Genomic DNA, 11,866 nt, shown 5'->3' on the forward strand with positions numbered 1-11,866 from the left:
GATGGTGATACTTGAACAAAAGAATACAGGCACTTGATTGAGTGTGAACCCATTTTATATCTCTTGTTTTTGAAATAGAGACGAGAGCAGCTTTTCAAATTTCCTTTTTTGTCTGGAAACCATAGCATTGTGGCCCCACCTGATCCCATYCCGAACTCAGAAGTGAAACGCAATCGCGCCGATGGTAGTGTGGGGTCTCCCCATGTGAGAGTAGGTCATTTCCAGGCGCCTAATTTAGTATCCCGCGTAAGCGTTTTACTAAAGGAGCGGTAGTTCAGTTGGTTAGAATACCGGCCTGTCACGCCGGGGGTCGCGGGTTCGAGTCCCGTCCGCTCCGCCAATTACATCGAAGCCTCGTCAGAAATGACGAGGCTTTTTTGTATTTGGAGCATAGGAAGAGTGGTGGTTCAGTGGATTGAGCTTCTCTTTAGAAATTAATTTAGACACGATGGCCTCTCACGCCGGAGACGCGGGTTCATTCTTGCAAAATCATGTCCGCTCCGCCAATTACATCGAAGCCTCGTCAGAAATGACGAGGCTTTTTTGTATTTGGGAGAAAGCAGTTTGGCGCTTAGTTACATTTTTCACTGCTAATGGTTGCCTCAACTTTTTCTGCTGGTGAGCCATCTATACTTTGTGGGAAATAGGTGTATTTTAATTGATCGAAGTTTAGAGAGATATTTTCAGTTAATCTGTCTTCTCCTCCTGAACCACCATTTGACAACGAAGACACATAGACATCAGTCATTTCGATGATGATATATTCTAGTGGATTTGCTCCCGCCTTTCTTACTGTTAATGTTGCTTTAGGATAGCTCACATGAGTTATTTGGTTCATTAACAGTGCTGGTGACGACTTGTCAGCCCATTTGGTGACAGACAGATCTTGGATGCAGATTCGTCGTGAGTCAGCACTGGTGCCCCATGACCATGCTAGGACATCAATTTCATTTTTATGGTCAATATCTTGGCTTTCACCTTCAATATCACCGATTTTAAGAAACATATCGACAGCGGCATACGTCGTAAATGTGCATATGCTAAGGGCTATCGACAAGATTAATTTATTCATCATTTTGTTGGCCTCTAAATATGGTATGACTTACCAAGGTGGTTTAATTAGTTTAGTCTGCAGCTGTGGTTTGGCTGGAAAATTGCCAGTGGTCGGATGCTTGCCCTAGCTGATTTTTAAATTTATAGCTAGGAATGATGTAAAGGATAACTATGAAGATTGAGATGATATGTACCGGCGAAGAAGTATTGGCTGGGCAAATAGTCGATACTAATGCGGCTTGGGTCGCTAATGTGCTAATGGATCATGGTATTGAGATGCAACGTCGGGTCACAGTGGGTGATCGATTAGAAGATTTGGTGGCTACCTTTGAAGAGCGTAGTCAACATGCTGATATTATCTTGGTTAATGGTGGTCTTGGACCAACATCGGATGATCTGTCTTCTTTAGCTATGGCGATGGCTAAGGAGGAAAAACTGGTTGAGTTTACCGAGTGGCGCCAAAGGCTGGAACAGTGGTTTAGCCGTAATGGTCGAGTGATGACAGATAGTAACTTGAAGCAGGCAATGTTACCTGAATCTGCGGTTATGGTGGATAATCCTGTTGGTACTGCTTGCGGCTTTAGAGTTAAGTTAAATAGAGCTTGGTTATTTTTTACTCCCGGTGTGCCGTTTGAATTTAAACAAATGGTTCATGAGCAGTTTATTCCTTTTGTCTTGTCTCAAGTCGATGAGCACGCTGCCGTATCCGTTCGAAAGTTGTTGACTCTAGGCCATGGTGAATCTGTGTTAGCCGATAAGTTATCGAGTCTTCCTTTGCCCGAAGGCATCACTATGGGCTATCGTTCTTTTATGCCTTATATCGAGATCAAGTTGTTTGCTCGTGGTGATAATGCAATAGGGCAATTACCAGTGGTCACAGAGACCATTAAGCAACATATAGGACATTGCGTTGTTGCTGAAGGTGTCGATTCTTTAGCAAAGGTAATACACACATTGTTGATTGAATCTGGCGCAAGTTTGAGTATTGCGGAGTCCTGTACCGGCGGCATGATCGCCAGTCAATTAGTGGCATTTGCGGGAAGCTCAGCTTATTTACATCAAGGCTTGGTGACATACAGTAATGAATCTAAAGTTAAAGTGCTGGGAGTGAGTCCTGTAACATTAGATGATCATGGTGCGGTATCTATTGCTACGGTAGAAGAGATGGCAGCGGGCGCACGTCAATTATTAGATAGTGATTATGCGCTAGCGACTAGTGGTATTGCAGGGCCTGATGGTGGAAGTGAACAGAAACCTGTAGGTACAGTGGCGATAGCATTAGCAACGCGACAGGGTATATATAGTCAAATGTTGAAGTTTTCTGCTCGCTCAAGAGAATTAGTACGGGCACTCAGTACTGCAGTAGCATTAGATATGCTTAGACGTGAACTGTTACAGCAAGCGGTGATTGTCGATTATGGCTCCTATCAGCGTTTTACCAAATAACAGAGTCGCACTCATATACAGAAATAATCGATAAATAGAAAATAAGCCATCGAGTTTGATGGCTTATTTTATCTGGCTGATAACACTTATTCGGTAAAAATCAGCTTTAATTCGCCCGGGACTACTTCGATACGTTTGGTCATTTCAGCAATTAAGGCTTGATTGCTCTCCTTAGTGTTTAACACATAAACCGGTTGGGTTTCTAAAAAGTGAGTCAGGAATGCCATGATCTGTGGTGCTACAGGTTTAATGGCTTTTTCTATATCTTTAGGTGTTGATTCCACTTTGGTTAGGCTCAGCTGACGAAGGTATACGCTGTGGTTCTCTGAGTCATACCAGGGTTGAGCTTCAAACTGGGTCGTTAGTTTGGCATCGATGGGCATTAATGGGTTGCGCACCTTGATGTGACTATGGGCTAAGATAGCCATAGTGTTAGGCTTTTGACCCAGAATGACATCGACATCATTTACCTTGAGCTCAATACCAAACAGTCGATTACCCTGTTTAACTTCGAAGTGCATCTCATCGTTAAGATATTCAGCCAGCTGTTTCTCACTGATGCTGTATTGACTGACACAGCCAGTCAACAACAGCACAGAGACGAACATAAATAACTTCAAGGTTGTCATTAGCCGGTATTTCTCATACCTGCGGCAACGCCTGCAATGGTAAGCATCAATGCTAATTCAACATTGCTGGATGAGGTTTCATTCTTACGTGTTCTTGCCAACAGTTCTGCTTGCAGGAAGTTGAGCGGATCGATGTACGGATTACGCAGTTCGATAGATTCTCTATTCCAAGGTGTATGAGACATTAAGGCTTCAGATTGGGTGAGGGCTAAGACTGCTTTAACCCCTGTAGCTAATCGCTCCCGTAAGGCATCGCCTAGATGATGTAGCTCTTTGGGTACCAGACAAGCTTCGTAGTATTTAGCGAGATTAGGCTCGGCTTTAGCGTAAACCATCTCCAGCATAGAGATACGGGTTTCGAAGAAGGGCCAATTTTGTTCCATCTCTTGCAATATGGGTAACTCGCCGCGATCGCTCGCGGCTTGCAATGCTTCACCAGCGCCCAACCATGCGGGTAGCATTAGGCGGTTTTGTGACCAAGCAAAAATCCAAGGAATAGCACGTAAACTCTCAATTCCGCCATCGACGCGACGTTTGGCTGGACGACTGCCTAAAGGCAGTTTTCCAAGCTCGACTTCAGGAGTGGCGGCACGGAAGTAAGCAACGAAGTCAGGCTCCTCTCTGACTATGCCACGATAGGCTTGAACCGAATCCGCAGCCAGACGCTCCATGACATCTCGCCACTCGGCTTTGGGCTCCGGTGGTGGTAGCAATGTGGCCTCCATCACCGCTGAGGTGTATAGCGCTAAGCTTTGTACTGCAAGTTTTGGCAGGCCAAATTTGAAGCGGATCATCTCACCTTGCTCGGTGACACGTATACGACCATCGACTGAACCCGGAGGCTGAGAAAGGATGGCTTTATGTGCTGGTCCGCCGCCACGACCGATAGTGCCACCGCGACCATGGAACAGCGTAAGTTTGATATCGGCACGTTGGCATACTTGTACCAATTGCTCTTGAGCACGATATTGTGCCCATGCCGCAGCCATCACACCGGCGTCTTTTGCCGAGTCAGAGTAGCCGATCATAACTTCTTGGATGCCTTTACAATAGCCACGATACCAGTCGATTTGGAACAGTGCTGTCATACAGCTTGCGGCATTATTTAAGTCATCTAAGGTTTCAAAGAGAGGCACGACTCGCATCGGGTGCGGGCAACCGGCTTCTTTTAGCAGTAACAGCACCGCTAATACATCTGATGGCTGGCTGGCCATTGAGATAACATAAGAGCCAAGCGCCTTAGATGATTGCTGGGCAACTAATCTTACGGTGTTGAGTACTTCAGCGACATCATCACTAGGTTGCCAGTTGTTTGGGATCAGTGGACGCTTACCGGTAAGCTCTCGTAACAAAAAGGCTTGTTTTTCTTTTTCATCCCAATGATTGTAATCGCCTAAACCTAAGTAACGGGTCAGTTCAGCGACAACATCGCTGTGGCGTTGGGCATCCTGTCTGATATCTAAGCGCAGCATGTGAATGCCAAAACAGGCCAGACGACGTAACATATCTAACAGCAAACCGTTAGCGATCAAGCTCATACCACAATCGCAGAGGCTGTTATAAAGTAAGGTCAGAGGCTGTTTAAGGTCGTCTTCGTGCCAGATAATTTGACTGAAATCGACCTCGGGTGAATGTCCCTCTATACGCAAGTTGAGATAATCAATGGTATCTCGCAACTTTTGTCTTAAATCGCGTAATACATCTCGGTAAGGTTCGTAACTGTTGTTGGTTAGCGCCAGTAATTCAGCATTGGCTTCTTTCATCGACAGCTCGTTGACCAGTAACACCACATCTTTAAGGAACAATCTTGCTGCTGTGTGGCGGTTACGATCGAGCACTTCTTGGGTTACTTTTGCGGTGACGAATGGATTGCCGTCGCGGTCTCCACCCATCCAACTTGAAAATCTAACCGGAGCAATATCGGTGGGGATCTGTTTACCAGTTCGCTCCTCAACTTGTTCATTCAGTTGACGTAAGAAGTCTGGAATGGCTTGCCAAAGTGAAGCCTCAATTGTGCTTAATCCCCATCGGGCTTCGTCGACCGGTGTCGGACGTTCATTACGAATTTCGTTGGTATGCCAGATTTGAGCGATCAGTTGACGTAATCTGAGATGATGCTGTTTTCTTTCGCGATCTGTCAGTTGTGGGTTTTCCAGTGTCGCTAGGCTATCGACTACCGCAGAGTATTTTTGAATTAAGGTCCGACGGGATATTTCGGTAGGGTGTGCGGTTAAGACTAAATCGATATCTAGGGTTTGCAGGCATTCGAGCATATTACTTTGATCGACACGACCATTTAGCATACGGCCTAAGAGTTGGTCGACGGGGTCGGGTACACAAACGAGCTCGTCGCAGTTACGGCTAATGGTATGGAACTGTTCGGCAATATTGGCAAGGTTCAGAAATTGGTTAAACGCTTTGGCGAAGGGAACAAGCTCATCGTCGGGGAGTGCATTTAATAGGGTTAACATCTCTTCTCGAGCGGCGTCATCGCCACGACGTGAACTCTTGGCTAAATGCCTAATCTGTTCAATTTTTTCTAGAAAAGGTTCATCTAGATGAGTGCGAATAGTATCGCCTAAGATCTGACCTAAAGTTCCTACGTTAGACCTTAGCGATGCGTACATATCTGCCATAAATGCTCCATACTTCTTTTATTGATTGGTCACAATAGGCGTCTATCGAAACAAGGTCAATAACGCGCACAGTGATAATGTGTGATGCTGCTCCATCTGCTTGCATGAGATATTTGTTTTGTTTTGGTTAATAATTGCGCCGGATCAATCAAAATATGTTGCTATGTGCTAGCCTAATTTGATTGGTAAAGGCATCAATCGTAACAAGTTCGTATTAGTTTTGTGAGATCATCATATTTTTAATTAAATATATATTCAATCATATTGCATAAATAATTTATCGTGATAGTCTATCAATCAGCTAAGTAAGCGCCATTATTTAAGGTTCATGATTGAGAAGAAAAATGAATATTTCATACTTAAAAATTGATGATAAGGTGATCTGTAAAAACTTCCTGCGACGATAAACTTGTCATATTGGTATCTCTACCAGGGCTAAAGTTGTGCCCCCTCTTTTTTCTTTACCGTTAATTTATAGAAGTCAAAAAGCATGAAAAGTATAGCTATCATTGGCGCCAGTGGTTACACAGGTGCGCAGATCACATCGTTAATTCAGGCCGATCCTAACTTGAGCGTTCAAGGTTTGTATGTATCTGAAAATAGTCTAGATAAAGGTAAAGCCTTAGCCGAACTTTATCCGGTATATAGTCATATCAAATTGCCTCTTGAGCCCCTTTCTGATGATGCAAAACAAACGATTGCAGCCGAAGCGGATGCGGTGGTTTTGGCAACCGATCATGGCGTGAGTTTACATTTGGCGGCTTGGTTTTATGACAAAGGTTTAAGCGTATTTGATTTAAGCGGTGCATACCGTTTTGCCGATGCGGCGCAATATCCGAAATGGTACGGTTTTGAACATGTCTATCCTGAGGTTTTATCGCAAGCTATATATGGTTTGGCTGAATGGAATTTTGATGCGATCGCTAAGACTAAAATGATTGCAGTACCGGGTTGTTATCCAACAGCATCGTTGACGGCACTGAAACCATTGAGTGATCTATTAGGTGATGGCTTACCTGTTATTAATGCCGTGAGTGGTGTGACTGGTGCAGGCAGAAAAGCACAGTTACACACTAGCTTTTGTGAAGTCAGCCTGACACCTTATGGTGTACTAGGTCATAGGCATCAACCTGAAATTGCTACACAATTAGGCAAAGAGGTGATCTTTACTCCTCATCTTGGTAACTTCAAACGTGGTATCTTGGCAACGATAACCGTGCAGTTAAAAGCGGATGTGACAGAGGCTGATATTGCACAGGCTTACAGTGTCTATAATGAGTCTGCACTCGTGAATGTTTATCAAAATCAATTTCCGAAAGTGGATGACGTGGTAAACACACCGAACTGCTTGCTGGGATGGAAGTTTGATCCTCAGACGGGTTATTTAGTGGTCGCCAGTGCGATAGATAACTTGATGAAAGGTGCAGCAAGCCAAGCCCATCAATGTATCAAAATTCATTTTAATTATTAATTCGTATCGTTTTTAAAGAGAGTTGTCATGATGTCTGCTGAAAAAAATACCTTAGTCTTAAAAGTTGGTGGTGCCCTGATGCAGTGCGAAATGGGTATGGCGAGACTAATGGCCACAGCTGCCAATATTATTAAATCGGGGCAGTCGGTCATTATGGTGCATGGTGGTGGCTATCTAGTTGATGAACAACTAAAAGCGAACGGCATGGAAACCGTAAAGTTGGATGGACTTCGAGTCACTCCGGCCGAGCAAGTACCCGTGGTCGTCGGGGCCTTGGCGGGGACATCAAATAAAGTATTGCAAGCGGCGGCACTAAAAGCAGGTATTACTTGTGTGGGTATGAGTTTAGCCGATGGCGGAATTGTTACGGCACAGGTTAAAGATGAAAAACTAGGTTTTGTCGGTGAAGTTAGCCCTAAAGACGCCACCTATTTAGAGTTTATTTTGGCGCAAGGATGGATGCCGATTGTCAGTTCGATTGCTGTGGATGATTTAGGCCAACTATTGAATGTGAATGCAGATCAGGCGGCAACGGTTTTAGCCAAACTGGTAAACGGTAAATTGGTGTTGCTATCTGATGTGAGTGGCGTGCTCGATGGTAAGGGGCAATTAATCCCTTCATTAACAAAAGCGCACGCAGATGAGCTGACTAAACTCGGTGTTATCGAGAAAGGCATGAAGGTCAAAGTTGAGGCGGCATTAGAAGTAGCGCAGTGGTTAGGCCAAGCGGTGCAAGTTGCATCCTGGCGCGATGCCGAGCAATTGGCGGCATTAGAGAAAGGTGAGGCTGTAGGAACACAAGTGCAACCACATTAAAGCGAACTATTTAATAGAAAGATATTTACAGGAGTCATGAATGGAGCATTTTTTATCGATCAATCAGTTAAGCCAAAAGCAACTGCTTGACCTACTTGCGCTAGCGAAACAGATTAAAGCTAATCCAAACGATTATCGTAAAGCTTTGGATGGCAAAAGCGTAGTGATGTTATTCGAGAAGCCTTCATTAAGAACTCGTGTAAGTTTTGACATTGGTATCAATAAATTGGGTGGCCATTGTCTCTATCTTGATCAACAAAATGGTGCTTTAGGTAAGCGTGAACCTGTGTCCGACTTCGCCGGTAATATTTCTTGCTGGGCCGATGCGATTGTGGCGAGAACGTTTGCTCACTCGACAATTGAAGAGTTAGCCGAACATGGCACCGTGCCGGTAATTAATGCACTGTCAGATCTATATCATCCATGCCAAGGTTTAGCCGACTTCCTAACCTTAGCAGAACAGTTTGATGACCTGAGTAAAGTAAAGCTGGCGTATGTGGGTGATGGCAATAACGTGACCCATTCATTGATGTATGGTGCGGCCTTATTAGGTGCAACCATGACAGTTATCTGCCCACCCGGTCATTTCCCTGATGGTGAGGTGGTGCTAGAAGTTCAGCAGATAGCTGCACAGCATGGTGGTGAGTTAATTCTGACTTCTGATATCGAGCAGATCCAAGCACAAGATGCAATCTATTCAGATACTTGGATCTCTATGGGAGACAATGTCAGTCTAGATGAAATTAAAGCCAAGTTTGAACCTTATCAAGTGAACAAGGCGTTAATGGATAAGGCGGGAGCCAAATACTTTATGCACTGTCTACCGGCTTATCGTGGTATCGAAGTCACTGCTGAGGTGATTGATGGCGAAGGCTCGTTGATTCTGCAGCAAGCTGAAAACAGAATGCATGCACAAAACGCAGTATTAGTTACATTATTGAGTTAACAGTTAGTCCAAATATGTTGTTGAAGGCGTTGGCGTTCAATCAAATTGATTAGGAAATTAAGTAATGTCTATTGAAAAGAAATCCGTTAAAAAAGTGGTACTGGCCTACTCTGGTGGCTTGGATACATCGGCGATCATTCCTTGGTTAAAAGAAACCTATGATGATTGTGAGATCGTTGCTTTTTGTGCCGATGTTGGACAAGGCGACGCTGAGCTAGAAGGCTTACATGAGAAAGCGATAGCTTCGGGCGCTTCTGAATGTTATATCGTCGATTTAAAAGAAGAGTTAGTTGCGGACTATATCTATCCGACTATCGCAACCGGAGCGATTTATGAGGGCACTTACCTGCTAGGTACCTCAATGGCTCGTCCTATTATTGCTAAGGCTCAGGTTGAGGTTGCCCGTAAAGTGGGTGCTGATGCGGTATGTCATGGTTGTACTGGTAAGGGTAATGACCAAGTGCGTTTCGAAGGCTGCTTTGCGGCATTGGCTCCAGACTTAACCGTGATCGCTCCTTGGCGTGAGTGGGAAATGGTCAGTCGTGAAGACCTGCTCGACTACCTTGCCGAAAGAAACATTAAGACCACGGCTTCAGCAACTAAGATCTACAGTCGTGATGCTAATGCGTGGCATATTTCTCATGAAGGTGGTGAGCTAGAAGATCCATGGAACGAGCCAAGCAAAGGTGTTTGGACCATGACAGTGGCGCCAGAAGACGCGCCAAATGAGCCAGAGTATGTTTCACTTGAACTTGAAGCGGGTCGTGTGACGAAAGTAAATGGTGAAGCATTATCGCCATATACCGCATTAATGAAACTCAATGAGATAGCCGGTGCACATGGTGTAGGCCGTATTGATATCACCGAAAACCGTCTTGTTGGTATGAAATCACGTGGTTGTTATGAAACTCCTGGCGGAACCGTGATGTTTGCCGCACTACGTGCCATCGAAGAATTAGTGTTAGATAAGACTAGTCGTGAATGGCGTGAAGAGATTGGCGCTAAGATGGCGCATCTTGTCTATGACGGTCGTTGGTTCACTCCATTATGTGAGTCCTTGATTGGTGCGTCTGAGCCATTAGCTAAACTGGTTAACGGTGAAGTGGTCATTAAGTTATATAAAGGCCAAGCACAAGCCGTTAAGAAGCGTTCGCCTAATAGCTTGTACTCAGAAGAGTTTGCTACTTTTGGGGCCGATGATGTGTATAACCAAAAAGATGCCGAAGGCTTTATTCGTTTGTACTCGCTTGCGAGTCGTATTCGCGCACTAAAAGCGCAATAAGCGAACTGTATTATCGTTTTCAAAGGGGCGTAATACGCCCCTTAATTTTATTAAATCAAAGAGGATGTCGAGATGGCGTTATGGGGTGGAAGGTTTAGTCAAGAGAGCAGTGCACTGTTCAAACTTTTTAATGATTCATTACCCGTCGATTACCGTTTGATCGAAGAAGATATTGTCGGTTCGATAGCATGGGCCGATGCGATCACGGCAGTGGGCATCTTAACTGATGTTGAGTGTGTTGAGCTTAAACAAGCTTTGAATCAATTGCTTGATGAAGTTAAAGATAAGCCAGAGTTAATTTTAGCGTCAGGCGCGGAAGATATTCACAGCTTTGTAGAGCAGTCATTAATCGCTAAAGTAGGCGATTTAGGTAAGAAGCTACATACAGGTCGTTCGCGTAATGATCAGGTGGCGACGGATCTTAAGTTATGGTGTAAGAAAGAGGGCAATGCTCTGCTTGAGCTGCTGATTAAGTTAAAGACTGCCTTATTGGATTTAGCCGAGCGCGAACTGGATGCCGTAATGCCGGGTTATACCCACCTTCAGCGTGCTCAACCTGTGGCGTTTGGTCATTGGTGTTTAGCCTATGTTGAAATGTTCGAGCGAGACATTAGCCGCCTGCAAGATGCCCTCAAGCGCGCCGATACCTGTCCTCTTGGTTGTGGCGCCTTGGCAGGAACCGCTTATCCTATGGATCGCTATGTGTTGGCTAAGTCGTTAGATTTTGCTTCACCAGCATTAAACAGTTTAGATGCAGTATCGGATCGTGATCATGTGATGGAGTTATGTAGTGACGCTTCGATTAGCATGATGCACTTAAGCCGTATGGCGGAAGACCTTATCTTCTTTAACAGTGGTGAAGCAGGCTTTATCGATCTTGCCGATGATGTGACTTCAGGTTCTTCATTGATGCCACAGAAGAAAAACCCCGATGCGTTAGAACTTATTCGTGGTAAGACAGGTCGCGTCTACGGTGCATTAGTGGGCATTTTAACGACAATGAAAGCCTTACCTTTGGCATATAACAAAGATATGCAAGAGGACAAAGAAGGCCTATTTGATGTGATGGATAGCTGGGCTATTTGCTTAGAGATGGCAGCCTTAGTGTTATCTGGCTTAAAGGTTAACCGTGAAAATACCTATAGCGCGGCGCAGCAAGGTTACGCCAATGCAACTGAATTAGCCGATTATCTGGTGGCGAAAGGAATGCCGTTCAGAGAGGCACACCATGTCGTGGGGGAGGTTGTTGTTGCCGCCATTGCCGAGAAGAAGCCGATTGAAGATTTTGAACTTGCAGCGTTACAAACCTTCGCTGAAAGCATTGAACAAGATGTATATGATTGTTTAACAATTGATTCTTGTTTAGCAAAACGTGAAGCACTAGGCGGTACCTCATTGCTACAAGTAAAAGCAGCATTGAGTGCAAAACAGCAAAAATAGTCGTATCAGTTGAACAAAAAAACCTGCAGATGCAGGTTTTTTTTCGTTTTTAAATTTATAGCATCAAAAAATTGGCGCTATAAATTCACTGGTTATCTCTTATTTATCCGCATTTTATGCTGAAAAATAAATCGATTTTGGTAACCC

At 44.5% G+C, this 11,866-nt stretch carries 9 protein-coding genes, 1 tRNA gene and 1 rRNA gene; 8 read left to right on the forward strand and 3 right to left on the reverse strand.

The genetic code is table 11. The features are described from left to right. Nucleotides 1-111: 111 nt before the first annotated feature. Together rrf and L1D21_RS00010 are read left to right on the forward strand one after the other, a co-directional pair. Nucleotides 112-227 (forward strand): 5S ribosomal RNA (gene rrf, locus L1D21_RS00005). Between the two features lie 36 nt (nucleotides 228-263). Further along, nucleotides 264-340: transfer RNA gene (locus tag L1D21_RS00010), tRNA-Asp, on the forward strand. 231 nt (nucleotides 341-571) lie between these two features. Here L1D21_RS00010 and L1D21_RS00015 read toward each other — a convergent pair. Continuing rightward, nucleotides 572-1,075: a type VI secretion system tube protein Hcp gene (locus L1D21_RS00015; RefSeq protein ID WP_275658869.1), complete on the reverse strand. Its 504-nt coding sequence runs from the start codon at nucleotides 1,073-1,075 to the stop codon at nucleotides 572-574. A 149-nt stretch (nucleotides 1,076-1,224) separates the two neighbouring features. On the opposite strand from L1D21_RS00015, the gene L1D21_RS00020 reads away from it, so the two are divergent. Further along, nucleotides 1,225-2,499, forward strand: coding sequence for a CinA family nicotinamide mononucleotide deamidase-related protein (locus L1D21_RS00020; RefSeq protein ID WP_239843171.1), 1,275 nt, complete (start codon nucleotides 1,225-1,227; stop codon nucleotides 2,497-2,499). Nucleotides 2,500-2,585: 86 nt separating this feature from the next. On the opposite strand, the gene L1D21_RS00025 is transcribed toward L1D21_RS00020, so the two are convergent. Beyond that, the gene (locus L1D21_RS00025) at nucleotides 2,586-3,128 is read right to left on the reverse strand and encodes a DUF1439 domain-containing protein (protein ID WP_239843172.1); all 543 of its coding nucleotides are present in this window, start codon (nucleotides 3,126-3,128) and stop codon (nucleotides 2,586-2,588) included. Beyond that, nucleotides 3,128-5,764: a phosphoenolpyruvate carboxylase gene (ppc, locus tag L1D21_RS00030; protein WP_239843173.1), complete on the reverse strand. Its 2,637-nt coding sequence runs from the start codon at nucleotides 5,762-5,764 to the stop codon at nucleotides 3,128-3,130. The genes L1D21_RS00025 and ppc overlap by 1 nt, the downstream gene beginning before the upstream one ends. A gap of 490 nt (nucleotides 5,765-6,254) precedes the next feature. Between ppc and argC the strand changes: the two genes are divergently transcribed. The 5 genes from argC to argH all read left to right on the forward strand — a co-directional run bounded on the left by argC (nucleotide 6,255) and on the right by argH (nucleotide 11,719). After that, nucleotides 6,255-7,235, forward strand: a complete 981-nt coding sequence (argC, locus tag L1D21_RS00035; protein ID WP_239843174.1) for an N-acetyl-gamma-glutamyl-phosphate reductase — start codon at nucleotides 6,255-6,257, stop codon at nucleotides 7,233-7,235. Between the two features lie 30 nt (nucleotides 7,236-7,265). After that, the gene (gene argB, locus L1D21_RS00040; RefSeq protein ID WP_239844147.1) at nucleotides 7,266-8,051 is read left to right on the forward strand and encodes an acetylglutamate kinase; all 786 of its coding nucleotides are present in this window, start codon (nucleotides 7,266-7,268) and stop codon (nucleotides 8,049-8,051) included. A 40-nt stretch (nucleotides 8,052-8,091) separates the two neighbouring features. Beyond that, nucleotides 8,092-8,997 carry an ornithine carbamoyltransferase gene (locus tag L1D21_RS00045; protein WP_239843175.1) on the forward strand — a complete coding sequence of 302 codons (906 nt, stop codon included), beginning with the start codon at nucleotides 8,092-8,094 and terminating at the stop codon, nucleotides 8,995-8,997. A gap of 64 nt (nucleotides 8,998-9,061) precedes the next feature. Next, nucleotides 9,062-10,279 carry an argininosuccinate synthase gene (locus L1D21_RS00050; protein ID WP_239843176.1) on the forward strand — a complete coding sequence of 406 codons (1,218 nt, stop codon included), beginning with the start codon at nucleotides 9,062-9,064 and terminating at the stop codon, nucleotides 10,277-10,279. 72 nt (nucleotides 10,280-10,351) lie between these two features. Further along, nucleotides 10,352-11,719: an argininosuccinate lyase gene (argH, locus tag L1D21_RS00055; protein ID WP_239843177.1), complete on the forward strand. Its 1,368-nt coding sequence runs from the start codon at nucleotides 10,352-10,354 to the stop codon at nucleotides 11,717-11,719. Nucleotides 11,720-11,866: the final 147 nt, after the last annotated feature.

The organism is Shewanella sp. Isolate11, assembly GCF_022398315.1.
In the GTDB taxonomy this organism is placed as follows: Bacteria; Pseudomonadota; Gammaproteobacteria; order Enterobacterales; family Shewanellaceae; genus Shewanella.

Bases quoted from the DNA above. Each gene is read 5' to 3' on its own strand.
- L1D21_RS00015 (WP_275658869.1), bottom strand. From the start codon at position 1,075: ATGATGAATAAATTAATCTTGTCGATAGCCCTTAGCATATGCACATTT.
- L1D21_RS00020 (WP_239843171.1), top strand. From the start codon at position 1,225: ATGAAGATTGAGATGATATGTACCGGCGAAGAAGTATTGGCTGGGCAA.
- L1D21_RS00025 (WP_239843172.1), bottom strand. From the start codon at position 3,128: ATGACAACCTTGAAGTTATTTATGTTCGTCTCTGTGCTGTTGTTGACT.
- ppc (WP_239843173.1), bottom strand. From the start codon at position 5,764: ATGGCAGATATGTACGCATCGCTAAGGTCTAACGTAGGAACTTTAGGT.
- argC (WP_239843174.1), top strand. From the start codon at position 6,255: ATGAAAAGTATAGCTATCATTGGCGCCAGTGGTTACACAGGTGCGCAG.
- argB (WP_239844147.1), top strand. From the start codon at position 7,266: ATGTCTGCTGAAAAAAATACCTTAGTCTTAAAAGTTGGTGGTGCCCTG.
- L1D21_RS00045 (WP_239843175.1), top strand. From the start codon at position 8,092: ATGGAGCATTTTTTATCGATCAATCAGTTAAGCCAAAAGCAACTGCTT.
- L1D21_RS00050 (WP_239843176.1), top strand. From the start codon at position 9,062: ATGTCTATTGAAAAGAAATCCGTTAAAAAAGTGGTACTGGCCTACTCT.
- argH (WP_239843177.1), top strand. From the start codon at position 10,352: ATGGCGTTATGGGGTGGAAGGTTTAGTCAAGAGAGCAGTGCACTGTTC.